Origin of the sequence: Sphingomonas sp. JUb134 (genome assembly GCF_004341505.2) — a bacterium.
Lineage (GTDB): Bacteria > Pseudomonadota > Alphaproteobacteria > Sphingomonadales > Sphingomonadaceae > Sphingomonas.
Window position 1 is genome coordinate 2,297,168 of record NZ_SLYP02000001.1, and the last position, 26,210, is coordinate 2,323,377.

The window sequence follows — 26,210 nt, forward strand, 5'->3', positions numbered from 1 at the left end:
CGCCCCGCGTTTAGGCCCGAGCGCACACACGGCTGCAATCCTGCAAAAGCCCATCCTGCCGCACCACGTCGTCCCGCCGCGGGATTCTCGGCCTAGATCAGTGCCGTTTCGAGACACCACCAATCGGGTTCGGCGCTCCGGATCGCCTCGGCTGCCGCAGCGCAGGCGGGTGCGTCCTCGAACAAGGCGAAGCAGGTCGCGCCCGAACCCGACATCCGCACCAAACGGGTGCGGGGCTGGTGCTCCAGGAGGGCGAGCACGGCGTCGATGGCAGGTGCCAGCGACCGTGCCGGAGGCTCCAGGTCATTGCGGCCGGAACAGGCGACCTCCAGCAGGTCCCCGCTGCCGATCGGCCCGCGGTCCACACCGTCCCAGCTGCCGAACACCGCTGCCGTGGAGACACCCACGCCGGGGTTCACCAGCAACGCAGGAATGCCGGTGAGACCGTCCACCGGCACCAGATCCTCACCGCGCCCCCGGCCGATCGCCGTTCGGCTGAGCAGGCACGCCGGTACGTCCGATCCGAGCGCGTCCGCACAGGCAAGCAGGTCCGGATCATCGTGCCGTACCCCCGCGCGAGTCGCGAGCGCCCGAAGCGTCGCTGCCGCATCGGCCGATCCGCCGCCGATGCCGGACGCGACCGGAAGCCGCTTGTCGAGCAGGATTGCACATGGGCGATCATCACCGAAGGCCAAGCGGAAACGATCGCGGGCGCGCGTAACGAGATTGTCGCCCTCCGCCTGAAGCGTGCCTGCGAACGGGCCGGTGATGACGAAGCTGTCCGCCTCGGCGTCGGCGACCGTCAGCCGGTCGCCGTCCTCAACGAACGCGAACAGGGTCTCCAGAGCGTGATAGCCATCGGGACGGCGGTGCCGAACATGAAGCGCGAGGTTGAGCTTCGCGCGAGCCACTTCGTGGATCATGAGCGAGGCGACGCCGAGGCCGCGGGCAATCCTTGCAGGAGCTTCTCCGCCAATTTCGCATCCTTCGACGGGTCCGCGTCCAGACGGGCGGCGGACCAGGCATAGCGTGCTTCATAGCGGCGGCCGAGCCGCCAAAGCAGGTCTCCCAAATGTTCCTGCACTGTCCCGCTCACTTCGTTGGCACGGGCCGCCTGCTCCAGCAGCGGCAAGGCACGCGCTGCGTTCCCCTGTCGATAATAGGCCCATCCCAGCGAGTCCGCGATGTTGAGGTCCTCCGGGGCAAGCTGACGGGCCTGTTCGAGCATCGCGATGGCGGCAGGCAGGTTCTCGTTCCGCTCGACCTGGGCATAGCCAAGGTAATTGAGGGCCAGCGGCTCTGCGGGCGCGACCTCGACGGCGCGGCGCAAGACCGGCAGCGCCTCGTCCCACCGTCCCGCCTGCTCCAGCGCCGCCCCTCGCTGGAGCAGCAACGTCCAGTCCGGCGGCTCCCCTTCCCGGTCGAGCGCCGTCGCATAAGCGGCAGCAGCCTCCCCGAACCGACCCTCCGCGGTGAGCAGGTCGCCGAGCCGGCGTGCATCCTCCCCGCTGCTATCGGAGCCGGAGGAGAGCGCCGTGGCTGCAGCGATGGCGGCATCCGCCTCGCCGGCACGTGCCAGGACGGCCGCCTCTGCGGCACGCCCTTCGCGAGCAAAGGGGCTTCCATCGGGGATCGCCGCCAGCGCCTGATGCGCCTTGGCATCGGCGCCCTCCAGCGACAGCGCGTCGGCGAGTGCGATCCGTGCCCCGTCATAGCCCGGGTCGAGGACCAGGGCTGCACGCGCGAGCGCGATCGCGAGGGACGCGGTTTCGTCGGACGCGAGATCCTTGGCAACGCGTGTCAGAAAGCGCGAGGCCCCGAACCTGGCGTCGCCCTTTGCGCCCCGCCCCAGCCGCTGGCGATAGAGCGCGAGCACCGGATCCTCTCCAGCCAGCAAACCCCGCGCGGCGTCCCGCTTGCCCTTGCCCGCCAGCAGCGCGGCGGCAGCCAGCCGGAACTGCTGGTCCTCCTGCAGGGGGCCGAGCTGTGCTTGGACCGCCACCAGCCCCTCCGCCGTGCGACCGCTTGCGAGGAGGATCAGCGCGTGGTTCTCGGACGCATAGCGGCGGTCGAGGGCGTCGCCTTCTCGCGAGGCGAACTGCAGTGCGGCTGCCGGGTCGCCCCGATCAAGCGCAAGCCATGCGGCAAGCACGGGTTGCAGGAAGTCGAGCGGACCTTCGCCCAGCGTCTCCACTGCCCCAGACGCACGATCCGGCTGCCGAGCCACCACCGCATCCGCGAACTCGAGAACAGCGGCATCGGGCGGCGCAACGCCCGCACGCGTCAGCACCGCCAGCGATTTGCGGGCAAGCGCTAGGTCTCCGCTCGCCAGCCCCTCGCGATACGCGCGGATTGCGACCACTTCGCTGCCGGGCCGGGCAGCGAGCGCAAGCGCGTAATAGCGTGCAGCCGCGTCCACCGCGCCGTCTGCATCCGCCGCACGTGCACGAACGTAGGCGGGCAGGTTCTCCTCGGCGGCGGCAGGCGATGCAACGGCTACACCCGCTGAAGCGACGGCGCTCAGCAGCAGGCGCTTACATGTTAGGATAGTTCGGTCCTCCCCCGCCCTCGGGCACCACCCAGTTGATGTTCTGGGTGGGATCCTTGATGTCGCAGGTTTTGCAGTGGACGCAGTTCTGGGCGTTGATCACGAAGCGCGGCTTGGCGCCCTCCGTCTCCACCACCTCGTAGACCCCCGCGGGACAATAACGCTGCGCCGGCTCGTCGAACATCGGCAGGTCGTAATCGATCGGAATGTCGGGATCGCGCAGCGTGAGGTGGACCGGCTGATCCTCCTCATGGTTGGTGTTCGACAGGAACACCGAGGAAAGACGGTCGAACGTCAGCTTCCCGTCCGGCTTCGGATAGGCGATCGGCTGGACCTGGTCCTTGCGCCAAAGGCTCTCGTGATCCGGATGGTGGCGCATCGTGAACGGCATGCGGATGCCCCAGTGCTCGGCCCACATGGTGATGCCGGAGAGCCCCGAGCCGACGAAGTCGCCGAACTTCTTGACCAGCGGCACCACGTTGCGGACCTTGCGCAGTTCCTCATAGACCCAGCTCGCCTCATAGGCGCGGGGATATGCGTCGAGCGTGTCGCCGGCGCGTTCGGCCACGATGGCGTCGAACGCGGCCTCGGCCGCGAGCATCGCGGTTTTCATCGCCGTGTGCGTGCCCTTGATCCGGGGCACGTTCACGAAGCCTGCGGAGCAGCCGATCAGGGCGCCGCCGGGGAAGACCAGCTTGGGTACGGATTGCCAGCCGCCGTCGTTGATCGCACGCGCGCCATAGGACACGCGCTTGCCGCCCTCCAGGATCTTGGCGATCTCCGGATGCGTCTTCCACCGCTGCATCTCGTGGAACGGCGAAAGATGGGGATTGGAATAGTTGAGCCAGGTGACGAGGCCAAGCGCCACCTGCCCGTTCGCCTGGTGATACAGAAAGCCGCCGCCGTTGGTGCCGCGGGTTTCTGACAGTGGCCAGCCTTGCGTGTGGATCACCCGTCCGGGCACATGCTTTTCGGGCGCAATGTCCCAAAGCTCCTTGATGCCGATGCCATAGACCTGCGGCTGCGCATCCTTCGCGAGGTCGAAGATGCGGATCAGCTCCTTGCTAAGGTGCCCACGGACGCCCTCTGCCAGGAAGGTATATTTGGCGTGGAGCTCCAATCCGGGCTGCCAGTCCGGCTTGCGGGTACCGTCGCGCGCAATGCCCATGTCGCCGGTCGCGACGCCCTTGACCGATCCATCGTCGTGGAACAGCACCTCGGCCGCGGCGAAGCCGGGGAAGATCTCGACGCCGAGACCCTCGGCCTGTTCCGCCAGCCAGCGGCACAGGCTGCCGAGCGAGCAGGTATAAGTCCCCTCGTTCGACATGAACGGCGGCAGCGCGAAGTGCGGCATTTCCGTCTTGCCCGTGGCGTTCAGGATCCAGTGATGGTTCTCCGTCACCGGCACCGCTGCGAGCGGGCAGCCCTGATCGCGCCATTCCGGCAAAAGCTCGTCCAGCGCGCGCGGATCGATCACCGCTCCCGAGAGGATGTGGGCGCCGACTTCGGACCCCTTCTCCAGCACGCAGACCGCGATCTCGCGACCGGCCTCGTTCGCCAGCTGCTTCAGCCGGATCGCAGCCGACAGACCTGCGGGGCCCGCGCCGACGATCACGACGTCATAGGGCATTGATTCCCGCTCGTTCATGCACTCCTACTCCCACGCTCGCTGCGGCACCGTGTCGTCGCGTACCTGCAACGTCTTGTCGGCAGCGGAATTCATTCAGATTGACCGCGGCGTCAACCCGGTGGCCTATATAGGGTGATGGGGGCGGATCAGCATCTCGATTGGCGAAATATCGCGGCAAGCACACTGGATTGGTGGCTTGAGGCGGGTGTCGACACGCTGGTCGAAGAACGGCCGCGCGATTGGTTGGTTCCTGACGCTCTGCCGGCACCTGCTCCACTTCCGCCGGCAGCACCGGCGGCAGCGCCGAACCCAGGCTATCCGGTCACCTATGAGGAATTCCTCGCCTACCGGATGGGGGATCAGGCACCCGACGCAAAATGGGCGCTGGCGCGCGTTGCGCCGAGCGGGGACCCAGCCACTGCGGCGCTGATGGTGCTGACCGACGTTCCCGAAGAGGCGGACGCCGCAGCCGGGCACCTGCTTGCTGGACCCGAAGGCCGCCTGCTCGACCGGATGCTGGCGGCGATCGGTTTGGCCCGCGAACAGACGCTGATCGCCTCCGTCTGCGTCGCCCGCCCACTTGCGGGGCGGGTGCCGCGTGCGAGCGCCACCGAACTTGAGGCGATGGCCCGGCACCTGGTGGGGATCGTCCGCCCCAGGCGGCTGTTGCTGCTCGGCCAGATCGCAAGTCGCGCCGTGCTCGGCCCGAAGGCTGGAGCGCACGGCGACTGTTCGGACATGCTCAGCGATGACAATTTGGCGTGCAAGGCGGTCGCCACCTACCACCCGCGGGTGCTGCTGGAGCGACCGATGTGCAAGGCGGAGGCCTGGCGCGACTTGCAGCTGTTGATCGAGGAAAACGACGCGTGAAAATCGCTCTTGCGGTAAGCGCCCTGTTGATGGCCGCTCCTCTGGCCGCGAACGCCAGCGATCTCGACGAGGGTCGCGTCCTTGCGCGGGGCAGCGCGAAACACGGCGCTCTCGAGGGCGTCCCTCGCCAATTGAGCAGCGAAGAGCGCACAGCCTATCGCTCGGTATTCGCAGCGATCCGGGATGCGCGCTGGGCCGATGCACAGCTTCAGCTCGATGCGCTCAAGCCGGGCCCGCTGCACGCCGTTGCCCGTGCCGAGCTCTATACCGCGCCCAATTCTCCCAAGGTCGCGCTTGAGCCTTTGCTTGCGCTTCTGGCGGAAGCGCCCGAACTCCCGGAGGCGCCGCAGCTCGCCCGTCTTGCACAGCTTCGCGGCGCGGCCTCCCTTCCCGCGCTGCCCAGCCAACAGCGCATGACCTGGTTCGATGGTGCGCCGACGCGCGTCCGGACGCGCGCGGTCCGCAGCGACCAGGTGGCCGCCGAACTCGCCATCGCCATGAAGCCGTTCGTCAAGCTCGACGATGGCCCTGCGGCCGAGGCGTTGCTCAATCAGCGCGCGAGCGAGCTCACGCCTGAGGCGCTGACGGAATGGCAGCAACGCGTCGCCTGGATCTATTTCGTGGCCGGGGACGACGGCAACGCCCGCCGGGTCGCGCGGCTCGCACAGAGAGGGCAAGGCGACTGGGCCGCGCAGGCGGACTGGACGCAGGGCCTCGCCGCATGGCGGCAAAAGGACTGCGCCGCGGCGCAAGTGGCGTTCGGCGACGTCGCCCGTCGTGCCACCGATACCGAGCTGCGCTCCGCCGGCCTCTATTGGGCGACCCGGGCGGACATCGCGTGCGGTCGTCCGGACCTGGTGCAGCCGCGCCTGCAAAGCGCCGCGCAATATGGCGAAACCTATTACGGTCTGCTCGCCCGCCAGGCGCTGGGCATGGTCGACCGCAAGTCGGCCCCCGAGCGCGTGACGGCGGACTGGCAGGCACTGGAACGGCGCCCGAACGTCCGCGTCGCGGCCGCCCTGTCCGAGATCGGCGAAGCGTCACTGGCCGACCAGGTTCTGCGGCACCAGGCCAGGATCGGCGATGCCAGCGACTATGCTGCGCTCACGCGCGTCGCGGGCAGCATGAACCTGCCGGCAACCCAGCTTTGGCTGTCGCACAATGCACCTGTCGGGGCGAAGCCCGTCCTGGAGGCCCGTTACCCGGCACCAGACTGGACGCCGGACGGCGGTTGGCGTGTGGACAAGGCACTGGTCTATGCCCACGCCTTGCAGGAGTCGAAGTTCAACCCGCAGGTGGTGAGCCCCGCGGGCGCCTTTGGCCTGATGCAGATCATGCCGGCAGCCGCGAGCGACTTCGGCCGTGCCAAGGGCGTGACGATCGATCGCTCCGCCCTCGCCCGTCCTTCGACCAACATCGAAGTGGGTCAAAGCTATCTGGAAAAGCTGCGCGACATGCAGGCGACCGGCGGGCTGCTGCCCAAGGTGATCGCCGCCTATAACGCCGGGCCGAGTCCGGTGCAGGCCTGGGACCTGCAGGCGCACGACGGCGGAGATCCGCTCCTCTACATCGAGTCGATCCCCTATTGGGAGACGCGCGGCTACGTCATGTCGGTGCTGCGCAACTACTGGATGTACGAAAAGCAGGAGGGGAAAACCTCCGCCAGCCGCTCGGCGCTCGCGCAGGGCATGTGGCCGAAGTTCCCCGGAGCCAAGGGCGGCGGTGCGGTGCGTCTCAGCAGCAACGGCCGCTCGTCAGTCGCCCATGCCAATTGATCCAGCGCGGGCGTTCGTTCCGGTCCGCATCGCTGTCCTCACGGTTTCCGACACACGGACGCTTGCGGAGGATCGGTCGGGCGATACCCTTGTTGCGCTGTTGAGCGAGGCGGGTCATGTGCTCGCCGATCGCGCGTTGCTTCCCGACGATGTTGCCGCGATCGTAGGACGGTTGCACGGATGGATCGACGACCCCGCAATCGATTGCATCCTGACGACCGGCGGCACAGGCGTGACCGGGCGCGACGTCACGCCCGAAGCCGTCGAGCGCGTCGCGGACAAGATGATCCCCGGTTTCGGCGAGCTCTTCCGCTGGCTGAGCTATGCGAAGATCGGCACGTCGACCGTCCAGTCGCGCGCCTGCGCCTGCGTCTCGCGGGGCACCTATGTGTTCGCCCTTCCCGGCTCCACCGGAGCCGTTCGCGACGGTTGGGAAGGCATTCTCGCCTCGCAACTGGATAGCCGCCACACGCCCTGCAATTTCGTCGAGTTGATGCCCCGCCTGCGCGAACGCTGATTGTCGCGGGGTTGATTCCGCGTTCTGGCTATGTTCTTTCTGCGTCATGGCTCGCACTGCCCGTGGCGCAACGATCAACAGCACCAGCACCCGCTTCAACCTGCCGGAGCGGGAGGTGGATGGCGACTGGCTGGATGCCCGCGAGGCGATCGACGGTGCGCCACCGCCGGTGCGTACCAGCGTGGGCCTGCTCACGCCCCGCACGATCATCAGCTACAACCGGTCGCCCGACATCGGCTTCGATCGCTCGGTGAACCCCTACAATGGCTGCGAACACGGCTGCATCTACTGCTTTGCGCGGCCGAGCCATGCCTTTCATGATCTGTCCCCGGGCATCGACTTCGAAACACGGCTGTTTGCCAAGCCGGATGCGCCTGCGCTGCTCCGGGCCGAGCTTTCGAAGCCCGGATACCAGGTCCGGCCGATCGCCTTCGGCACCAACACCGATCCCTATCAGCCGATCGAAGCCGAGTGGCGGATCGCTCGGGCATGCATCGAGGTGCTGTCCGAGTGCGACCATCCGCTGACCATCACCACCAAGTCCGACCGCGTGGTGCGAGACCTGGATCTCCTGGCGCCGATGGCGACGAAGGGCCTCGTCTCCGTCGCGATGTCGATCACGTCGCTCGATCCTGTGATCGCCCGCACCCTGGAGCCCCGCGCGCCGCACCCGCGCAAGCGGCTCGCCGCCGTGGCCGCCCTCACCGCAGCCGGAATTCCCTGCTCCGTCTCCGTAGCCCCGGTGATCCCCGCGATCACCGATGGAGAGCTGGAGCGTATCCTGGAACAGGCGGCGGCCGCGGGCGCATGCGGCGCCTTCTTCCTCCCCGTGCGCCTGCCCTGGGAGGTCGCCCCGCTGTTCCGCGCATGGCTCGACACGCATTTCCCAGACCGTGCCGAAAAGGTGATGGCGATCATCCGCTCCTTGCGCGAGGGGCGGGTCAACGATCCGAGCTTCTTCACGCGCATGCAGGGCTCGGGTCCCTGGGCCGAGTTGATGCGGACCCGGTTCCGCATCGCGATCCGCCGCTACGGACTGGAACGCGGGCGTGCGCCGCTGAACTGCGACCGGTTCCGCCGGCCAAGGGGACCGCAGGGCGATCTGTTCGAGTAAGCGGGCGATGAGGGAACCGCCGGGGGCTCCGCGCGCTCTCCACCCCGGAGACGCCATGACCCGTACCTACATTGCCGCGGCGGTCGCTACCGCCTTGATCGTGACGCCGACGCTTCCTGCCTCGGCACAGACAGCCCGCACCATCTCCCGGTCCGACAAGGCTCAGGGTGCGCAGGCCCATCCCCAGCTGCTGTCGGAGTTCGGCGGCGCCTATACAGGGCCTCAGGCGGCGTTCGTCGAACGGGTCGGCAAGCGGGTGGCCGTTCAGTCCGGGCTCTCGAACGCGCAGGGCGACTTCACGGTGACCCTGCTCGACTCGCCGGTCGAGAACGCGTTCGCGATCCCCGGTGGCTATGTCTATGTCACGCGCCAGTTGCTGGCGTTGATGAACAGCGAGGCGGAACTCGCTGCGGTGCTCGGCCACGAGGTCGGGCATGTCGCCGCACGCCATTCGAACAAGCGCAACACGCGGGCGACCCTGGGCGGGCTTCTGTCCGCGGGAGTAGGCTGGCTCACCGGAAGCGACGTTCTCGGGCGCATCGCCAGCACTGGGACGCAGCTCTACACCCTGGGGTTCAGCCGCTCGCAGGAATATGAGGCGGACGGCTTGGGGGTCCGCTACGCCACCGCCGCAGGCTATGACCCTTATGGTATGTCCGCGATGCTTCGCCAGCTGAACGATGACCAGACGCTCGCCGCGCGGATCGAGGGGCGGCAGGCCGATGCGGTGCCGACCTGGGCGAGCACCCATCCGAACGGCGAAGATCGTGTCGCCCGAGCCCGCCAGCTTGCGCAGCAGATGCGCGCCGCACCCGCTTCGAACGTTCAGGACACCGCGTTCCTGCGAATGCTCGATGGACTTCCCTATGACGACAATCCGGCACAGGGGATCATCGACGGCCAGACCTTCCGCCATCCGCAGCTGCGGCTGCAGTTTACCGCCCCGGCAGGCTACAAGATCGACAACGGCACCGATGCGGTGACAGTGGCGGGAACCGGTGGACAAGCGCAGTTCCGGGCCGCGGCCGCCACCAGCGACCTGCCCGGCTTCGTGCGAGCGCGCCTGGGGGAACTTGGCGCTCGGAATACGTCCGGTGTCGAACTGCGGACCAGTGAGGTGAACGGGCTTCAGACGGTGCAGGGCACCGTCTCCGCCACTAGCAACGGCCGTGCGGTGGATGCGACGGTCGTTGCGTATCGCTTTCCGTCGGCGACCTACTACTTCCTCGTGGTGACGCCCTCGGGCAATCGCCTGGGGTCCTTTGCGAGCATGGTGTCCAGCGTTGCGCAACTGTCGCCGCAGGCAGCCGCCGCGATCAAGGGGAAGCGGATCCGCATCGTGACGGTGAAAGCCGGCGACACCATCGACAGCCTCGCGCGCAAGATGGCCTATCCGAGCTACCAGCGGGAGCGGTTCGTGACCCTCAACGGTCTTGAGGACACGCCCACGCTCACGCCCGGCCGGCTGGTCAAGCTGGTGGTCGCCGGCTGAGCTTCAGGCGACGGCCGCCAGTCGCTTCGAATCCGCCGCGCGCAGATTGGCGGAGGTGATCCCCGGCAGGCGCTCGACATGGCTGGTGAGCTCCCCGTCGAGCAGATAGTCGCGCCCCAGCAGCAGATGCGCCGTGGTCTCGCCGGCTGCGGCGACTTCGGCCCAAACCTCGCCGCGCGCACCCCGATGCCCGGCCAACAGGGTCGCCAGCGCCGGGAGCGCCGTGGCGTCCTCGACCTTGAGTTCGAGGGTCAGTCGAACGCTGTTTGCCAGCGCCTCGAACGGCTTCACTGCCTTCACGGTCACGCGCGCGCTTTCGTCTCCGGGACGACGATCGAGTTCGAGCGTCATGAGCCCGCACCCGCCGAGCTTGCTGGCTTCCTCCAGCGCATCGGCGGCGGCATCCTCGAAGCAGGTGGCGATGCACTGGCCGCTCGCGTCCGACAGGGTCGCCATCATGTACCGTTTGCCGCGCGCGGACGTACGCCAGCGCGCATCCTCGACCAATGCGGCGACCGTAGCCCCCGAACGACCGCCCTCCGGCACCGGCGTGTCGGCGAGCGCCGCGATGCTGCGCGCGCCATGGACCTTCGCGAGATGCGCATAGCGGTCGAGCGGATGGGCAGAGAAGTAGAAGCCGAACGCCTCGCGCTCTGCCGAGATCGCCTGCGTCATCGACCAGTGCGCATCCGGCAGTCGGATCGCCGGCTCGGCCGCGCCGCCGCCGATGCCGAAGAGGCCGCCTTGGCCGCTCAGCTTGTTCTCCTGCGTCCGCGCCGCGACCCCCAGGACGATCTCGGCAGCGCCTGCCACCGCGGCACGATCGGGCACGATGCTGTCGAAGGCACCGGCGGAAGCGAGCGTTTCCAGCTGCCGCTTGTTGAGCAGCCGCGGGTCGGCGCGATGGGCGAAGTCGTCCAGCGTCTTGAAAGAACCGTTTGCGCGGCGCTCCTCGACCAGAAGCTCCATCGCCCGCTCGCCCACGCCTTTGAGCGCTGCGAGGGCATAGCGAACCGCCAGCCCGTCGCCGTGCGGCTGCACGTCGAACTCCGCCTCGCTCGCATTGAGGTCGGGCCCCAGGCAGACGATGCCAAGCCGCTTCATGTCGTCGACAAAGATGGCGAGCTTGTCGGTCTGCGCCATGTCGAAGCACATCGACGCGGCGAAGAACTCGTGCGGGTAATGCGCCTTCAGCCAAGCAGTCTGGTAGGCGAGCAGCGCATAGGCCGCCGCGTGCGATTTGTTGAAGCCATAGCCGGCGAACTTGTCGATCAAGTCGAACAGCTCGTTGGCCTTCGCCTCGGGGATGTTGTTCACCTTGGCGCAGCCCTCGACGAAGATCGAGCGCTGCGCGTCCATCTCCGCCTGCACCTTCTTGCCCATCGCGCGGCGCAGCATGTCGGCGCCGCCCAGGCTGTAGCCGGCCAGGATCTGAGCGGCCTGCATCACCTGTTCCTGATAGACGAAGATCCCGTAGGTCTCCTTCAGGATCGGCTCGAGCAGGTCGTGCGGATAGACGATTTCCTCGCGACCCGCCTTGCGCGCGCCGAAGCTGGGGATGTTGTCCATCGGACCCGGCCGATAGAGCGACACGAGCGCGATGATGTCGCCGAAGTTGGTCGGCCGCACGGCAGTCAGCGTGCGGCGCATGCCTTCCGATTCCAGCTGGAACACGCCGACCGTTTCACCGCGCTGGAGGAGTGCATAGACGCCCTCGTCATCCCAGGGCAGGCTGTCCAGGTCGACGGTGACCCCGCGCTTGGCGAGCAGCTGCACGCCCTTCTTCAGAACCGACAGCGTCTTCAGGCCGAGGAAGTCGAACTTCACCAGCCCCGCCCCCTCGACATATTTCATGTCGAACTGCGTGACCGGCATGTCGGAGCGGGGGTCGCGGTACAGCGGCACCAACTCGGCCAGCGGCCGGTCCCCGATCACCACGCCGGCGGCGTGGGTGGAGCTGTGGCGTGGCAGGCCCTCAAGCCGCATCGCGAGGTCGAGCAGGCGGCGGACATCGTCCTCCCGCTCATATTGGTGCGCAAGCTCGCTGACGCCGTTGATCGCGCGTTCGAGCGTCCACGGATCGGTCGGATGGTTCGGGACCAGCTTGGCGAGTCGATCGACCTGGCCATAGCTCATCTGCAGCACGCGGCCCGTGTCCTTCAACACCGCGCGCGCCTTCAGCTTACCGAAGGTGATGATCTGCGCCACCTGATCGCGGCCGTACTTGCCCTGGACGTAGCGGATCACCTCGCCACGCCGGGTTTCGCAGAAGTCGATGTCGAAGTCGGGCATCGACACGCGTTCCGGGTTGAGGAAGCGTTCGAACAGCAAGCCGAGCTTGATGGGATCGAGGTCGGTGATGGTGAGCGCCCAGGCGACGGCGGAGCCTGCGCCCGAACCACGGCCCGGGCCTACGGGAATGTCGTGGTCCTTGGCCCATTTGATGAAGTCGGCAACGATCAGGAAGTAGCCGGGGAAGCCCATCTGGATGATGATGCCGACCTCGAACTCCAGACGTTCGAAATACTCCGGGAAGCGCGCACGCAAGGCGGGTTCGTCGAGCTCCGTCCCTTCCCCGTCTTCCAGTTCCACGATCTTGCGAAGCCGCGCCACGAGCCCGGCGAAGGCGTCTTCGCGCAGCCGCGTCGCTTCGCCTTCGCGATCACCGGCAAGGCTGGGGAGGATCGGCTTGCGCTTCGGGGCAGCCACGGCGCAGCGCTGCGCCACCACCAGCGTGTTCGCGATCGCCTCCGGCAGGTCCTCGAACAGGGCCCGCATCGTGTCCGCCGGCTTCATCCAGAGATCGGGAGAACTCCGCTGGCGGTCCTCGCTCGCGACATAGCTGGAACTCGCGATGCAGAGCATCGCGTCGTGCGCCTCGTGGAAATCGGGATCGGCGAAGCAACAGGGGTTGGTGGCGACCAGCGGCAAGTTGCGGTCATACGCCAGATCGAGCAGCGCCGCCTCTGCGCGTTGCTCGATCTCCTCGTTCCGCCGGCACAGCTCCACATAGAGCCGGCCGGGGAACAGCGCCTCGAGCTTGTCCGCATAGGCAAAGGCCGCTGCCTCCTGCCCCTCCGAGAAGAGACGGGCGAGCGCCCCCTCGCCGCCCGCGGTCAACGCCAGCAGGCCATCAGTGCACCCTTCAAGCGCCGAGAGTGGCACATGCGCCGGGATCTCGACCGGGCGATCGAGATGCGCCTTCGACACCAGCGCGCAGAGGTTTTCGTAGCCGCGCATGTCCTGCGCATAGAGTGCCAGCCAGTCGAGCGGCGGCTCCACCCCCTCCGGCACCGGGCGCGCAACGCTGAGAAGGGTGCCGATGATCGGCTGCACGCCCTCGGCCTTGCAGGCGTCCGAGAACGCCATCGCCGCGTAGAGGCCGTTACGATCGCTCAGGGCAATCGCGGGAAACCCGAGCTTGGCAGCCTTCTTCGCGATCACCTTGGGATCGATCGCGCCTTCGAGCATGGTGAAGGAGGAAAAGGTGCGAAGTGGTACGAACCCGGAATGCGGCATGCCCGACGCCTAGCCCAGATCGCGTGATTCTTCCAGCGCGCCGACCGGTGGAACGTCCGCTACGACCCGCCGTTCTGGTCCGAACCGAACGGGAGTTGCGCGATGGCCGATTTTCGAACTTCCCCCCAGGATCCGTTTACCGCCTTTCCCGGGACAGGCGCCGGGTGGGGCTGGATCCTCCTCTATGGGATCGCCTCTGCCATTCTAGGGCTGCTCGCCTTCGCCTGGCCCTTCTCCGCCACCGTCGCGGTCACGATCGTGGTCGGAAGCTTCTTCCTGATCTCCGGCGTCCTCGCGATCATTGCAGGCTTCGCGGGGAGAGGACATGACGTCCGCGGCTATTCGATCGCCTACGGCATCCTTTCGGTCATCGTGGGCCTGATGCTGATGTTCCGGCCCGTGGCCGGCGCGATCTCCCTGACCCTGCTAGTCGCGATCTGGCTTGCGGTGCGCGGGCTGATGGAAATCCGCTGGGGCCTGAAGCTGCGCCGGCTCCGTGGGCTGATGCTGGTCCTCGGCGCGGTCAATCTGGTGCTGGCCATCCTGATCCTGGCGACCGTGCCGTTCTCGGCACTGACGCTGCCCGGCTACATCCTCGGCTTCAGCTTCCTGCTCGGCGGCATCACGGCGATCGCGAGCGCGATCAGCCACCGGGCGGGAGCACCCGCCTTCGACGTACCCCGCTGAACGATCAGGCGCCGAGCAGGCGCTCGATATCGGCGGCGATCGCCTCTGGCTTAGTGGTGGGAGCATAGCGCGCCACCACCTTGCCGGAGCGATCCACCAGGAACTTGGTGAAGTTCCACTTGATCGACTTGCTGCCAAGCAAGCCGGGAGCCTCGGCCGCAAGAGTGCGGAAAAGCGGTGCTGCATTCTCCCCGTTGACGTCAATCTTCGCGTACAAGGGGAAGGTGACATCATAGGTCAGCGAGCAGAAGCTCGCGATTTCGGCAGCGTCCCCGGGCTCCTGGGCGCCAAACTGGTTGCAGGGGAACCCCAGCACCGAAAAGCCCTGGTGGGCATACCGCCGCTGGAGCGCCTCGAGCCCCTCGTACTGCGGCGTGAAACCGCACTTCGACGCAACGTTGACGATCAGCAGGACCTCGCCTGCATGGTCAACAAGCGTGCCGACACTGCCGTCCGAACGCGTGACGGGAAGATCGGTGATCGTCGTCATCGGCGGCTCCTGCTCAGTCCAACTTGCCTTCGTGCAGGCGCACGACACGATCCATACGCTGGGCGAGGCGCTCGTTGTGGGTGGCGATCAGCGCCGCGGACCCCTCATGGCGCACCAGGCGCAGGAACTCGGCCAGGACCACATCGGCCGTCGCCTCGTCCAGGTTGCCGGTAGGCTCGTCAGCGAGCACCAGCGCCGGCTGCGTGGCCAAGGCACGCGCCACCGCCACCCGCTGCTGTTCGCCGCCGGACAACTGGCTGGGGCGATGCCCAAGTCGATGGCCAAGCCCCAATGCCGTCAGCAGCGCCTGGGCGCGTGCCTCGGCGTTCGGCCGATCACTTCCCGCGATCAACTGCGGCAGCACGACGTTCTCCACCGCGTTGAAGTCCGGCAGCAGGTGGTGGAACTGGTAGATGAAGCCCAGCCGCTCCCGCCGCATCGCCGTGCGTCCGGCGCTGTCCAGGCGCGCCGCCTCGACGCCGGCAATCCGGATCGATCCTTCGAACCCGCCTTCGAGCAGCCCTACCGCCTGGAGCAGGGTCGACTTGCCGGAACCCGACGGGCCGAGGAGGGCGACGATCTCGCCGGGCTGGACCAGCAGGTCGACGCCACGCAGCACGTGGATCGTCTGTTCGCCCTGGGTGAAGCTGCGGCGCAGCTCCTGGGTCTGCAGGACGGGATCAGTCATAACGGAGCACCTGCACGGGATCGGTGTTGGCGGCCTTCAGGGCCGGATACAGCGTGGCGAGGAAGGCCAACAGCAGCGCGACGACGGAGATGGCGGTGATTTCCACCGGGTCGACCTTCGACGGCAGCGTGGTCAGGAAGCGGACGGTCGGGTCCCAGATGTTCTGGCCCGTCACGAGCCCGATGAACCCGACCACGCTCTGGCGGAAGTGGAGGAACACGAAGCCCAGCACGAGCCCTGCCCCGACGCCGAGCGCCCCGACGGTCGTGCCGACCGTCATGAAGATCCGCAGCAGGCTCGCCCTGCTTGCCCCCATCGTCCGCAGGATCGCGATGTCCCGCGTCTTGGCGCGCACCAGCATGATCAGCGAGGACAGGATGTTGAACACGGCCACCAGGATGATGATCGACAGAACGGTGAAGGTGACGATGCGGTCGACCGCGAGCGCCTCGAACAGCTGCGAGTTAAGCTGACGCCAGTCGACCAGTCGTCCGCGCGCACCCACCTTGTCGGCCAGGGGCGCCAGGATGCGCTCGACGCGATCGGCATCGTTGGTGTTGATCTCGACCATGTTCACGCCGTCGCCGAGCATCAGCAGGGTCTGCGCATCCTCCATTGGCATGATGACGAACGCCTTGTCATAGTCGTAGACGCCGACCTCCACGATCGCTCCGACCCGATAGCTCACCATCCGGAGCGCGGTGCCGAAGGGCGTCGCCGGGCCTTGCGGGTTGATGATCGAGATGTCGCTCCCCACCGACGCGCCCAGGGACTCCGCCAGGCGCGACCCGATCGCAACGGTTCCGCTGTTGGGCACGAGCGAAGTGAGCGAGCCGGCCTTCACATTGTCACGGATCGTGGGATTGCCCAGGATGTCCGGCACCTCCATGCCGCGCACCAGCACGAAATCGGACCTGCCTTCCAGCGTCGCGAACAACGGCTGCTCGATCAGCGGGGTTGCCGAAGTCACGCCGGGCGTCTTGCGCGCGTCGTCCAGAACCTGCCGCCAGTCCCGCAGCACGCCGTTGTAGCCTTGCACCACCGCGTGGCCGTTCAATCCCACGATCTTGTCGAACAGCTCCGCACGGAAGCCGTTCATGACGCTCATCACGATCACCAGAGCGGCGACGCCCAGCATCACGGCGATCAGGCTGATCCCGGCGACGAGGGCGATGAACGCCTCTCCCCTTCCGGGCAGGAGGTAGCGTCGGGCGATCATGCGCTCGTAGCTGGACAGGAGCATCGGCTGGGCAGGTCTCGCAAGAGAAACAGATGAGCACGCCTGTAAGTGGCGTGGCGGAGAGAGGCAATCTGCCCTGTTGCCGAATGAACACACGGTTAAGCGATTCTCTTAGGAGAGCGGCGGAGGCTGGTGACAAGGTCCGGCGCGCGACGTAGCAAGTCCCCACGAAACGCAGGCAAACAGGCCGTGGTTCGGGGAGGCTTTCAAGCCCCGCTGTCCTTAAGGGGAAGCAGCGCGCGGGCAGGAAGCTGACAAGGGGGCTGACGAGCGATCGTCACGCAGGCGCTCGGATCGGAAACGGTCCGAGCGTTTGTCATTTTGCCTCTTGGCGATCCCTTGAAAGACCATGCCGCTTCACCAAATCCCTTGATGAGCGATGCCTTCGGGGTCGCTCGGGAGCCGGGCAGATGCCGGCATCCCAGACAAGCAACTTGCTCATTGGAGGATTTGCATGCGCCAGTTCGATTTCACCCCCTACCGTCGTTCGACGATCGGCTTCGATCGCCTTTTCGACATGCTGGAGGCTTCGGCCCGGCAGGCCTCGTCGGAGAATTACCCGCCGTTCAATCTCGAGCGCCTCGCCGAAGACCGCTATCGCATCACACTTGCGGTCGCCGGCTTCAAGTCCGACGAGATCGACATCACCGCACAGCAGAACATGCTGCTGGTGACCGGCAAGAAGGCCGCCGAGACGGATGCACAGCGTAGTGCATTCCTGCACCTTGGCATCGCCAACCGCAGCTTCGAGCGTCGCTTCGAGCTCGCCGACTTCGTGCGGGTGGAAAGCGCCAACCTCGCTGACGGCCTGCTCGTGATCGAGTTGGTTCGCGAGGTTCCGGAAGCAATGAAGCCGCGCAAGATTGCGGTCTCGACCGGTGCGGCTCCGGCCGTGGAGCATCGTCCGGCCGGTGACCATCAGGAGGCACAGGCCGCCTGATCCAATTTACCGACTAAGGCGCGTCGCTCCCTTGCGCGCCGAAGCAGGGGCGCTCGGGCGATGGCCCGGGCGCCCTTTGCATGTCGGGGCTGGCGCGATGCCAGCCTTCCCCGCTCAGACGAGCCGCGACTGCCGGACCGCGGCCTCGATGAAGCTCGCGAACAGCGGGTGCGGATCGAACGGCTTCGACTTGAGCTCCGGGTGGAACTGGACGCCCACGAACCAGGGGTGATCCGGCCGCTCGACGATCTCAGGAAGCGTCTCATCGGGCGAGGTACCCGACACCACCAGGCCGCCGCGCTCCAGCACATCGCGATAATGCGTGTTCACCTCATAGCGGTGACGGTGCCGCTCGCTGATCTCGGTGCTGCCGTAGATCGACGCGACGACGCTGTTGCCCGCAAGCTTCGCCGGATAGGCGCCGAGGCGCATCGTGCCGCCGAGATCGCCGCCGGCCTCGCGCTTCTCCAGGCCTTTTTCCGACATCCACTCGGTGATCAGACCCACCACCGGCTCCTCGGTCGCTCCGAACTCGGTGGTCGATGCCTTGGCGATACCCTGCTCCCGGGCTGCCTCGACGCACGCCATCTGCATGCCGAGACAGATCCCGAAGAACGGCACCGCGCGTTCGCGTGCGAAGCGGACGGAGGCGATCTTGCCCTCGGACCCGCGCTCGCCGAAGCCGCCGGGCACCAGGATGGCGTGCATCGGCTCGAGCTGGCTGGCGATGGTCTCCTCGTCGCGCTCGAACAGCTCGGCGTCGAGCCAGCGGACGTTGACCTTCACCCGGTTGGCGATGCCGCCATGCACCAGCGCCTCGTGCAGCGACTTGTACGCGTCGGGAAGGCCGACGTACTTGCCCACCACGCCGACCGTCACTTCGCCCTCGGGGTTCGAAAGTCGCTCGACGATGTTCGACCAGCGGTCGAGCCTGGGCGGTTCGCCCGGCTCGATGCCGAAGGCGCGCAGGACCTCGGAGTCGAGCCCTTCGCCGTGATACTGGAGAGGCACCGCGTAGATGCTGGACGCATCGAGTGCCGGGATGACGGCTTCCTTGCGGACGTTGCAGAACAGCGCGATCTTGGCGCGCTCGCCCTCCGGCAACGGCTGCTCGCAACGGCAGACCAGCACGTCCGGCTGCACGCCCAGCGCCGCCAGCTCGCGCACCGAATGCTGCGTCGGCTTGGTCTTCAGCTCGCCGGCGGCCGAGATATAGGGCACCAGCGTCACATGAACGCTGATCGCCTGGCCGCGGCCCAGTTCGTTCTTCAATTGGCGGATCGCCTCGATGAACGGCAGCGATTCGATGTCGCCGACGGTGCCGCCGATCTCGCACAGCACGAAGTCGAGATCGTCGGTATCCGCCTGGGCGAACGCCTTGATCGCATCGGTGACGTGCGGGATCACCTGGACGGTTGCACCCAGATAGTCGCCGCGCCGCTCGCGCGTGATGATCTGCTGATAAATACGGCCCGAGGTGACGTTGTCCGACTGATGCGCCGCCACGCCCGTGAAGCGTTCATAGTGGCCAAGGTCGAGGTCGGTCTCAGCGCCGTCGTCGGTCACATAGACCTCGCCGTGCTGATAGGGCGACATCGTGCCGGGATCGACGTTCAGATACGGATCGAACTTGCGGATGCGGACCTTGTAGCCCCGCGCCTGAAGCAGCGCCGCGAGGCTAGCTGCCATGAGTCCTTTGCCGAGCGACGATACCACGCCGCCGGTGATGAAAATATACCGCGCCATGGGAGGAAACGCCTAACGTGTAGCAGCCGTGCTGCGCAAGCGCGCGATGGCTCGCGCGCTCAACAAAAGCGACGGATGGTTTGAAAGAAGAAGGTTAGCGGGCGATCGGTACCGCGCCGTTCTCGGCCGGAGCCGGAGCCGCGAGGTTCGCGGGCGCGCCTGCATCCGCCGGAGCGGTCGGTGCCGCCGGAGCGACCGCAGGAGCCGTTGGGCGAGCAAGCGACGTGTCGATCGCATCGTGTCGCGTGGCCGCCAGCACCGCGAGCAGGATGCTCATCGCGATGAACAGCCCCGCCAGGATCGCGGTGGAGCGCGTGAGAAAATCGGCCGCGCCGCGTGCCGACATCAGGCCCGACGGGCTACCGCCCGTGGTGAGGCCGCCCCCTTCCGAACGCTGCATCAGGATCACCGTCACGAGGAGCGCAGCGATGATGGCATGAACGACGAGCAGGAAGGTGAACATGTCGGGACAGCGATCCGAATTTTTCTGGGATGGCGGCGACATAGGCGAGCGCAGGCGGTGGATCAACCGGAACGGATCGACGCACCCGTAACATTTCGCAAGCGGCGGGAAACTTGCCACTCTCAAGGGCGTTCATCTCCCGGTCAGCTCCAGCGCGGACGAAGCATAACGTCATGGGAGAAAACGTGAAACCGTTCTCCGAGAACTCGCTCGGGAGGTGGATGCGCGGACTGGTCGATTACGTCCGGTCCGGTGAACCCGACCTGACCAATCGCCAGATGGCGCTGATGCTGCTTGTCTATCTCGAGCCGGGCCCGCATACGGTGCGCGGCTTGGCGCGGGCATTGAACGTGTCGAAGCCGGTCGTCACGCGCGCCTTGAACAGGCTGGGCACCCTCGGCTATCTGCGCCGTCAGCGCGACGAGGCGGACAAACGCAACATCTTCGTCGCACAAACCAGCGAAGGGGCAGATTTTCTTGCAGAGTTCGGGCATTTCCTCGCGGACGATCGAGTCAGCGAGCTCGTTGCCCGAAGGGCAACCGCGTAGCCGGTTTTCGCTCGCGGGACGCTCTTCGATCCTGGACGCGCGCGTTGATGCCGCGCGGCGCGACCTAGCCGACATCCGCCTCGCAACGCGCGTGTTCGCGCCGCATTACGCCCTGTCGGTGCCGCGCACCGCGGGCCGCAGCACACCGGTTCTTGCGCAGGCCGGCGTCTTGGAAAGCGTGCGTTCGGAAGTGCTTGCGGGCGAACCCTTCGACGCGCTGGAATTCTCCGGCAACCATATCTGGGGCGTATCGCCGGTCGACGGGAGCGTTGGCTTTGTCGACGCAAACGCCTTTACGGCATTCTGGGCACCGACCCACATTGTCGCCGTGCGAAGCGCCAAGGTTCGGGCGCTGCGGTCGCTCGACAGCAACAGCGTCGGCGAACTGGAGATGGGAAGTTGCGTGGCTGCGCTCCGTTCCGGCGAATCGGCATTCGAAGTGGACGGCGGTTATGTCGACGCCGACGCGCTGCTGTCGCTCGACGCTCTTTCCTTGGACATCGCGGCGGCAGCCGAGCGCCTGGTGGGCGCCCCAGCGCGTCCTGGTGGCCGCTCCGGCGCCGGCCTCGACGCCGCGGGGCTGGTCTTTCTCTCGCTTCGGCTTGCCGGCATCGAAGCGCCCCGCTTCCTGGATCTCCAGTCGACGGAGATGGGGATGAACCTGGCCGAGACCGCGCCTTTCGTGCGGGGCCAGATCCTCTTCTTCCAGGACGATGCGGCAGTCGTGGTGGATGCGCAGAACGCGGTTCATGTCGACGCGATGGGCGTCGCACGGGCACCCATCGCGGCGTTGATCGCCACCCATGGCCCCATTGTCCGGAGGCGGCAGCCTTGACCGCGACCATATTCATCGACGGTGCCGCCGGAACCACGGGTCTCGAGATCCGCGAACGACTGGCTGGTCGGCCTGAAATCGCGCTGGTCACGCTCGACGACAGTCGGCGCAAGGATCCGGTCGCACGGCGGGAAGCGCTGAACGACGCCGATTTCGTCATCCTCTGCCTCCCCGACGACGCTGCTCGCGAGGCCGTGTCGCTGATCGAAAACGATCGCACGCGGGTGATCGACGCCTCGACCGCGCATCGAACGGCTGAAGGCTGGGTCTATGGAATGGCGGAACTGGAACCTGCCCAACCGGCCCTGATCGCCGAAGCCGCACGGGTGGCGAACCCGGGCTGCTATCCCACCGGTTTCCTCGCGCTGGTGCGCCCGCTCGTTCGCGCAGGGCTCATCCCGCACGACTGGCCCGTCAGCGTGAATGCCGTCTCCGGCTTTTCCGGCGGCGGTCGATCGATGATCGAGGAATACCAGCAGCCGAACCCGCCGGCGTTCCGCGCCTATGCAATGGCGCTCGGCCACAAGCACGTCGCCGAGATGCAGCGCCACGCACGACTCGCGCATCCACCGATCTTCACCCCCGCCGTTGCGAACACTTATCGCGGGATGGTGGTGGAGGTTCCGCTGCCGCTTCACGCGATGACGCCCCGCCCCACGCTCCCAGCGATCGAGGGGGCGCTCCAGGACGCCTATCGTGGCTCTCCTGTCGTGCGTGTCGGGTCGGCGGAGGCGCCGACCGTATCGATCGAGGAAAATGCCGGATCGGACCGGCTGACCGTACGCGTCTTCGGCAATGCCGTGACCGGCCAGTTGCGGCTCGTCGCCACGCTGGACAACCTCGGCAAGGGGGCGGCAGGTGCCGCGGTGCAGAACCTCAACATCATGGCCGGGTTCGATCCCGCCGCTGGACTGGTCCTCTAAGCGCAGCCGTTTGGCGATCCTGCGGGTTGCGCGCCGCGGCGGGCCGGCTATCGCAGGCCCGGAGCTAGAATAAGGGAGTGTATATGAGACAGCCGGTCGGCAAGCTGCTGCTGTTCGGGGCCACGGGCGACCTGGCGCAGCGCATGTTGCTGCCTTCGCTGTACGGCCTCCATGCCGACGGCCTGCTCCCGGAGGGGCTCACCATCACGGGCACCGCACGTCACGACCATGACGACGCCGGCTACCGCGCGTTCGCCAAGACGGCACTGGACGAGCATCTCCCGGCGGACCGGCAGGACGAGGCGGCCGTCGCCGGCTTTCTCGACCGCCTGCACTATCACGCCATGGACGCATCCCAGGTCGAGGGCTTCGCCGGCCTCGCCGAGAAGCTGGGTAACATCTCCGGCGGCCTCGCGATCTTCCTGTCCACCGCCCCGTGGCTGTTCGCACCCACGATCAAGGGGCTCGAATCGGCAGGCCTCGCCGGCTCCAATGTGCGCATCGGGCTTGAGAAGCCGCTCGGCAACGACCTGAAATCGAGCCGCGAGATCAACGACATTGTCGCCGAGGCTTTCCCCGAGGATCGCACCTTCCGGATCGATCACTATCTGGGCAAGGAAACGGTCCAGAACATTCTGGCGCTGCGCTTCGGCAACGCCATGTTCGAGCCGATCTGGAACGCCCGCGGCATCGACCACGTCCAGATCACGGTTTCGGAAACCGTCGGCCTCGAGGGTCGCGCCGGATATTATGACGATGTCGGCGCGCTGCGCGACATGGTCCAGAACCACATGCTGCAGCTGCTCGCGCTGATCGCGATGGAGCCGCCGGCCCGCTTCGACGGCACCGCCATTCGCGACGAGAAGGTGAAGGTGTTGCGTTCGCTCCGGCCGATCGGCCCGGCCGAGGTCCAGTCGGAAACCGTCATCGGCCAGTATCGCGACGGCGCCGTGAACGGGGAAATCGTCCGCGGCTATGTGGACGAGCTCGAAAAGCCCTCCAACACCGAGACCTTTGTCGCGGTGAAGGCGCATGTGGACAGCTGGCGCTGGCAGGGCGTGCCCTTCTACATGCGTACGGGGAAGCGGCTGGCAGCCCGCCAGTCGGAAATCTCCATCCAGTTCAAGCCGGTGCCTCACTCGATCTTTGCCGAGCGCGGCGGCATGCTCCAGCCCAACACGCTGGTGATCCGCCTGCAGCCGGAGGAGTATATCCGCCTGCTGGTCATGGCGAAGGAGCCGGGGCTCGACCGCGAAGGCATCCGCCTGCGGGAGGTGCCGCTGGATCTCTCGCTGACCACCGCCTTCGCTAGTACCCGTCGCCGCATCGCTTATGAGCGCCTGCTGCTCGATCTGATCGAGGGCGATCCGACGCTGTTCGTGCGCCGAGACGAGGTCGAAGCGCAATGGGCCTGGATCGATGCGATCCGCGCGGGCTGGAAAGCGAACGACATGAAGCCCAAGCCCTATGCCTCCGGCAGCTGGGGCCCCACTGCCAGCGTCGCGCTGACCGAGCGCGACGGGGTGACGTGGAACGAGTGAACCTTCCCCGCCCCGCTCCGTTGGTTCGGAGAGGAGCGCAGGACCAGCTCCGGTCCTGCGCCGGCGGCCGGCAAGCAGGATGATCGAATGACCGAGATTGAATGGTGGGAATATGACGACGCGGCGGAGATGGCCGACGCCGTCGCCGGGGACGTGCAGTTCATCATCGAAAGCGCGATCGACGCCCGCGGCGCGGCGGTGATCGCGCTGCCGGGCGGCAAGACGCCCCAGCCCATCTACGAGAAGCTGGCGAAGGCCAAGCTCGACTGGAAGCGGGTGACGATCGTCCCGACCGATGACCGTCTCGTGCCGATGGGCGATGAGCTGTCGAACGTCACGGGCATCGCCAAGGTATTCCTGCCCAAGGGCGCACGCGTGCTGCCGCTGACCAGCGAAAAGGCGGCCGATTATCGCGCGGCAGGCCGGGCAGCGGATGCCCGCCTTCAGGACGTGCACTGGCCGCTAGACCTTTGCCTTCTCGGCATGGGAACGGACGGGCACACCGCGTCCATCTTCCCCGGACCCGATCTCGACGAAGCGCTTCAGGGCCCCAAGGAGCGCCGTGCGCTTGGCGTCATGCCGGACCCGCTGCCGCCAGAGGCGCCGGTCGGTCGCGTGACCCTTTCCCACTCCGCAATCGCCTCCTCGCGCTCGCTGATGATCGCCATCAGCGGCACGAAGAAGCGCGAGGTGCTGGAGCGCGCGATCAGCGAGGGCGCCGGCTCGACGCTGCCGATCGGGCGCGTGCTGTCCGAGGTCGAACTGCCCGTCGACGTGCACTGGAGCGAATCATGACGCTGCACTCCGAAATCGCGGCGGTCACCGACCGCGTCATCGCCAACTCGCGCGACCGCCGGGCAGCCTATCTGTCGCTGATCGACCGGGAGCGCGAGAGCGGCGTCGACCGGCCGATGCTGGGCTGCGCGAACCTCGCGCACGGCTATGCGGGCACGGATGAAGATCGCGACTTCATGCGCCCGGCGAAGAACATGAACGTGGGCATCGTCACCGCCTACAACGACATGCTGTCCGCGCACGCTACCTACTACCGCTACCCCGAGCAGATGAAGGTCTGGGCGCGCGAGGCGGGCATCACCGCGCAGGTGGCCGGCGGCGTTCCGGCGATGTGCGATGGCGTAACCCAGGGCTATCCTGGCATGGAACTGTCGCTGTTCAGCCGCGACACCATCGCCCTCTCGACGGCAATCGCCCTCAGCCACGGGATGTTCGAGGGCGCAGCATTGCTCGGCATCTGCGACAAGATCGTGCCGGGCCTGCTGATGGGGGCGCTGCGCTTCGGCCACCTCCCGATGGTCATGGTGCCCGGCGGCCCGATGCGGTCGGGCCTCGCCAACAAGGACAAGGCCGCGGTCCGTGAGCGCTATGCCGAGGGCAAGGCGACGCGCGAGGAACTGCTCGACGCGGAAATCGCCGCCTATCACGGCAAGGGCACCTGCACCTTCTACGGCACCGCCAACTCGAACCAGATGATGATGGAGGCCATGGGCCTGCACGTCCCCGGCGCCGCGTTCGCCAACCCGGGCACCAGGCTGCGCCAGGAACTGACGCGCGCCGCGGTGCATCGCCTGGCGGAGATCGGCTGGGATAGTGAAGACTATCGTCCGCTCGGACGCTGCGTGGATGAAAAGGCGATCGTCAACGCGGCCATCGTGCTGCTGGCGACCGGCGGCTCCACCAACCACCTGATCCACCTGCCCGCGATCGCACGCTGCGCCGGCATCGTGCTGGATTGGGAGGATTTCGATCGGCTGTCGAAGACCGTGCCGCTGCTTGCGCGCGTCTATCCGAACGGCGCCGCGGACGTGAACATGTTCGAGGATGCCGGCGGCCCCAGCTTCGTGATCCGCGAACTGCTGGGCGCAGGCCTGCTGCACGGCGACGTGATGACGATCGCAAAGGACGGCATGGCCGCCTACGGCCGCAAGGCCGAGGTCGAGGCCGACACGCTCGTCTGGCGCGAGCATGGGGAGCGTTCGGGGGACGAGGCGATCGTCCGCACCGTTGACGCGCCCTTTTCGCCGGAAGGCGGGTTCCGCATCCTCCAGGGCAATCTCGGCCGCGCCTGCATCAAGGTGTCGGCGGTCGAGCGGGACCGCTGGATCATCGAGGCGCCCGCCCGGGTCTTCTCTGACCAGGCGCAGGTGCAGGAAGCGTTCAAGGCCGGCGAGCTCGACCGCGACGTGGTGGTGGTCGTCCGCCACCAGGGTCCGCGCGCCAACGGCATGCCCGAACTCCACAAGCTGACCCCGCCGCTCGGCGTGCTCCAGAACCGCGGCTTCCGCGTGGCGCTCGTCACCGACGGTCGCATGTCGGGCGCGAGCGGCAAGGTGCCGTGCGCGATCCACCTGTCGCCCGAAGCTTTGGGCGGCGGTCCGATCGGCAAGGTGCGCGATGGCGACATCGTCCGCCTCGATGCCGAAGCGGGGGTGCTCACCGCGTTGGTGGATCCGGCGGAGTGGGACGCACGCGAACTGGCGCCGGCACCGGCGGCTGCGGACGGCACCGGCCGCGAGCTGTTCGCGCTGATGCGCCACGGCGCCAGCGAGGCCGAGGCCGGCGCTTCGGCGATGCTTGCGATGGCAGGCTTCTGAAAACGACCCGCGGAAAACCGGGCACAGGGAGA

General features: G+C 67.1%; 22 protein-coding genes. 13 read left to right on the forward strand and 9 right to left on the reverse strand.

The features are described from left to right. Positions 1-92: 92 nt before the first annotated feature. The 3 genes from EDF69_RS10580 to EDF69_RS10590 all read right to left on the reverse strand — a co-directional run bounded on the left by EDF69_RS10580 (position 93) and on the right by EDF69_RS10590 (position 4,196). Positions 93-923 carry a 4-(cytidine 5'-diphospho)-2-C-methyl-D-erythritol kinase gene (locus EDF69_RS10580; protein ID WP_132883827.1) on the reverse strand — a complete coding sequence of 277 codons (831 nt, stop codon included), beginning with the start codon at positions 921-923 and terminating at the stop codon, positions 93-95. Next, a complete protein-coding gene (locus EDF69_RS10585; RefSeq protein ID WP_132883826.1) occupies positions 920-2,419 on the reverse strand; it encodes a tetratricopeptide repeat protein in 1,500 nt (499 codons plus the stop codon). Before EDF69_RS10585 ends, EDF69_RS10580 begins: the two co-directional genes overlap by 4 nt. 115 nt (positions 2,420-2,534) lie before the next feature. Then, on the reverse strand, positions 2,535-4,196 hold the full coding sequence (locus EDF69_RS10590; RefSeq protein WP_132883825.1) for an electron transfer flavoprotein-ubiquinone oxidoreductase: 1,662 nt from the start codon (positions 4,194-4,196) through the stop codon (positions 2,535-2,537). Between the two features lie 117 nt (positions 4,197-4,313). On the opposite strand from EDF69_RS10590, the gene EDF69_RS10595 reads away from it, so the two are divergent. From EDF69_RS10595 to EDF69_RS10615, 5 genes are read left to right on the forward strand one after another with little or no spacing between them, the layout of a single operon-like run. Continuing rightward, positions 4,314-5,048, forward strand: a complete 735-nt coding sequence (locus tag EDF69_RS10595) for a uracil-DNA glycosylase (RefSeq protein WP_132883824.1) — start codon at positions 4,314-4,316, stop codon at positions 5,046-5,048. A 29-nt stretch (positions 5,049-5,077) separates the two neighbouring features. After that, positions 5,078-6,823 carry a lytic transglycosylase domain-containing protein gene (locus tag EDF69_RS10600; RefSeq protein ID WP_132883881.1) on the forward strand — a complete coding sequence of 582 codons (1,746 nt, stop codon included), beginning with the start codon at positions 5,078-5,080 and terminating at the stop codon, positions 6,821-6,823. Between the two features lie 28 nt (positions 6,824-6,851). After that, positions 6,852-7,340 carry a molybdenum cofactor biosynthesis protein B gene (gene moaB, locus EDF69_RS10605; protein ID WP_425336674.1) on the forward strand — a complete coding sequence of 163 codons (489 nt, stop codon included), beginning with the start codon at positions 6,852-6,854 and terminating at the stop codon, positions 7,338-7,340. A gap of 46 nt (positions 7,341-7,386) precedes the next feature. After that, positions 7,387-8,454 carry a PA0069 family radical SAM protein gene (locus EDF69_RS10610; protein ID WP_132883822.1) on the forward strand — a complete coding sequence of 356 codons (1,068 nt, stop codon included), beginning with the start codon at positions 7,387-7,389 and terminating at the stop codon, positions 8,452-8,454. A gap of 55 nt (positions 8,455-8,509) precedes the next feature. Beyond that, positions 8,510-9,946, forward strand: coding sequence for a M48 family metalloprotease (locus tag EDF69_RS10615; protein WP_132883821.1), 1,437 nt, complete (start codon positions 8,510-8,512; stop codon positions 9,944-9,946). Between the two features lie 3 nt (positions 9,947-9,949). Here EDF69_RS10615 and dnaE read toward each other — a convergent pair whose 3' ends face one another. Next, a complete protein-coding gene (gene dnaE, locus EDF69_RS10620) occupies positions 9,950-13,465 on the reverse strand; it encodes a DNA polymerase III subunit alpha (protein WP_132883820.1) in 3,516 nt (1,171 codons plus the stop codon). A gap of 102 nt (positions 13,466-13,567) precedes the next feature. Between dnaE and EDF69_RS10625 the strand changes: the two genes are divergently transcribed. Next, positions 13,568-14,152 carry an HdeD family acid-resistance protein gene (locus EDF69_RS10625; protein ID WP_132883819.1) on the forward strand — a complete coding sequence of 195 codons (585 nt, stop codon included), beginning with the start codon at positions 13,568-13,570 and terminating at the stop codon, positions 14,150-14,152. A gap of 4 nt (positions 14,153-14,156) precedes the next feature. On the opposite strand, the gene EDF69_RS10630 is transcribed toward EDF69_RS10625, so the two are convergent. Genes EDF69_RS10630 through EDF69_RS10640 form a run of 3 tightly spaced genes read right to left on the reverse strand, consistent with a single transcriptional unit; the run spans position 14,157 to position 16,573 of the window. Beyond that, positions 14,157-14,642 carry a glutathione peroxidase gene (locus EDF69_RS10630; RefSeq protein ID WP_132883818.1) on the reverse strand — a complete coding sequence of 162 codons (486 nt, stop codon included), beginning with the start codon at positions 14,640-14,642 and terminating at the stop codon, positions 14,157-14,159. Positions 14,643-14,655: 13 nt separating this feature from the next. Continuing rightward, the gene (locus EDF69_RS10635; protein ID WP_125959589.1) at positions 14,656-15,330 is read right to left on the reverse strand and encodes an ABC transporter ATP-binding protein; all 675 of its coding nucleotides are present in this window, start codon (positions 15,328-15,330) and stop codon (positions 14,656-14,658) included. After that, positions 15,323-16,573: a lipoprotein-releasing ABC transporter permease subunit gene (locus EDF69_RS10640; RefSeq protein WP_125959588.1), complete on the reverse strand. Its 1,251-nt coding sequence runs from the start codon at positions 16,571-16,573 to the stop codon at positions 15,323-15,325. The genes EDF69_RS10635 and EDF69_RS10640 overlap by 8 nt, the downstream gene beginning before the upstream one ends. A gap of 451 nt (positions 16,574-17,024) precedes the next feature. On the opposite strand from EDF69_RS10640, the gene EDF69_RS10645 reads away from it, so the two are divergent. Next, entirely contained in the window at positions 17,025-17,510 is a 486-nt protein-coding gene (locus tag EDF69_RS10645; RefSeq protein WP_132883817.1) for an Hsp20 family protein, read from the forward strand. Positions 17,511-17,624: 114 nt separating this feature from the next. Here EDF69_RS10645 and EDF69_RS10650 read toward each other — a convergent pair whose 3' ends face one another. Then, positions 17,625-19,256: a CTP synthase gene (locus EDF69_RS10650; protein ID WP_132883816.1), complete on the reverse strand. Its 1,632-nt coding sequence runs from the start codon at positions 19,254-19,256 to the stop codon at positions 17,625-17,627. A 94-nt stretch (positions 19,257-19,350) separates the two neighbouring features. Next, complete coding sequence (gene secG, locus EDF69_RS10655) at positions 19,351-19,719, reverse strand: preprotein translocase subunit SecG (RefSeq protein ID WP_132883815.1); 369 nt, start codon at positions 19,717-19,719, stop codon at positions 19,351-19,353. A gap of 221 nt (positions 19,720-19,940) precedes the next feature. Between secG and EDF69_RS10660 the strand changes: the two genes are divergently transcribed. The 6 genes from EDF69_RS10660 (at position 19,941) to edd (ending at position 26,178) form a co-directional block, all read left to right on the forward strand. Further along, positions 19,941-20,267, forward strand: coding sequence for a MarR family transcriptional regulator (locus tag EDF69_RS10660; protein ID WP_125959725.1), 327 nt, complete (start codon positions 19,941-19,943; stop codon positions 20,265-20,267). Positions 20,268-20,358: 91 nt separating this feature from the next. Next, positions 20,359-21,102, forward strand: coding sequence for a hypothetical protein (locus EDF69_RS10665; RefSeq protein ID WP_204991362.1), 744 nt, complete (start codon positions 20,359-20,361; stop codon positions 21,100-21,102). Beyond that, positions 21,099-22,025: an N-acetyl-gamma-glutamyl-phosphate reductase gene (gene argC, locus EDF69_RS10670; RefSeq protein WP_132883813.1), complete on the forward strand. Its 927-nt coding sequence runs from the start codon at positions 21,099-21,101 to the stop codon at positions 22,023-22,025. The genes EDF69_RS10665 and argC overlap by 4 nt, the downstream gene beginning before the upstream one ends. 83 nt (positions 22,026-22,108) lie before the next feature. Then, positions 22,109-23,566 carry a glucose-6-phosphate dehydrogenase gene (gene zwf / locus EDF69_RS10675; protein WP_204991363.1) on the forward strand — a complete coding sequence of 486 codons (1,458 nt, stop codon included), beginning with the start codon at positions 22,109-22,111 and terminating at the stop codon, positions 23,564-23,566. 87 nt (positions 23,567-23,653) lie between these two features. Beyond that, positions 23,654-24,361: a 6-phosphogluconolactonase gene (gene pgl, locus EDF69_RS10680; protein WP_132883811.1), complete on the forward strand. Its 708-nt coding sequence runs from the start codon at positions 23,654-23,656 to the stop codon at positions 24,359-24,361. Further along, the gene (gene edd / locus EDF69_RS10685; protein ID WP_132883810.1) at positions 24,358-26,178 is read left to right on the forward strand and encodes a phosphogluconate dehydratase; all 1,821 of its coding nucleotides are present in this window, start codon (positions 24,358-24,360) and stop codon (positions 26,176-26,178) included. The genes pgl and edd overlap by 4 nt, the downstream gene beginning before the upstream one ends. The last annotated feature ends 32 nt before the right edge of the window (positions 26,179-26,210 follow it).

Coding starts and splice junctions, on each gene's coding strand:
- EDF69_RS10640 (WP_125959588.1), bottom strand. CDS start 16,573: ATGCTCCTGTCCAGCTACGAGCGCATGATCGCCCGACGCTACCTCCTG.
- edd (WP_132883810.1), top strand. CDS start 24,358: ATGACGCTGCACTCCGAAATCGCGGCGGTCACCGACCGCGTCATCGCC.
- EDF69_RS10610 (WP_132883822.1), top strand. CDS start 7,387: ATGGCTCGCACTGCCCGTGGCGCAACGATCAACAGCACCAGCACCCGC.
- EDF69_RS10615 (WP_132883821.1), top strand. CDS start 8,510: ATGACCCGTACCTACATTGCCGCGGCGGTCGCTACCGCCTTGATCGTG.
- zwf (WP_204991363.1), top strand. CDS start 22,109: ATGAGACAGCCGGTCGGCAAGCTGCTGCTGTTCGGGGCCACGGGCGAC.
- EDF69_RS10580 (WP_132883827.1), bottom strand. CDS start 923: ATGATCCACGAAGTGGCTCGCGCGAAGCTCAACCTCGCGCTTCATGTT.
- EDF69_RS10635 (WP_125959589.1), bottom strand. CDS start 15,330: ATGACTGATCCCGTCCTGCAGACCCAGGAGCTGCGCCGCAGCTTCACC.
- EDF69_RS10625 (WP_132883819.1), top strand. CDS start 13,568: ATGGCCGATTTTCGAACTTCCCCCCAGGATCCGTTTACCGCCTTTCCC.
- EDF69_RS10660 (WP_125959725.1), top strand. CDS start 19,941: ATGCGCGGACTGGTCGATTACGTCCGGTCCGGTGAACCCGACCTGACC.
- EDF69_RS10645 (WP_132883817.1), top strand. CDS start 17,025: ATGCGCCAGTTCGATTTCACCCCCTACCGTCGTTCGACGATCGGCTTC.
- dnaE (WP_132883820.1), bottom strand. CDS start 13,465: ATGCCGCATTCCGGGTTCGTACCACTTCGCACCTTTTCCTCCTTCACC.
- EDF69_RS10630 (WP_132883818.1), bottom strand. CDS start 14,642: ATGACGACGATCACCGATCTTCCCGTCACGCGTTCGGACGGCAGTGTC.
- EDF69_RS10600 (WP_132883881.1), top strand. CDS start 5,078: ATGGCCGCTCCTCTGGCCGCGAACGCCAGCGATCTCGACGAGGGTCGC.
- secG (WP_132883815.1), bottom strand. CDS start 19,719: ATGTTCACCTTCCTGCTCGTCGTTCATGCCATCATCGCTGCGCTCCTC.
- EDF69_RS10650 (WP_132883816.1), bottom strand. CDS start 19,256: ATGGCGCGGTATATTTTCATCACCGGCGGCGTGGTATCGTCGCTCGGC.
- EDF69_RS10595 (WP_132883824.1), top strand. CDS start 4,314: ATGGGGGCGGATCAGCATCTCGATTGGCGAAATATCGCGGCAAGCACA.
- pgl (WP_132883811.1), top strand. CDS start 23,654: ATGACCGAGATTGAATGGTGGGAATATGACGACGCGGCGGAGATGGCC.
- EDF69_RS10590 (WP_132883825.1), bottom strand. CDS start 4,196: ATGAACGAGCGGGAATCAATGCCCTATGACGTCGTGATCGTCGGCGCG.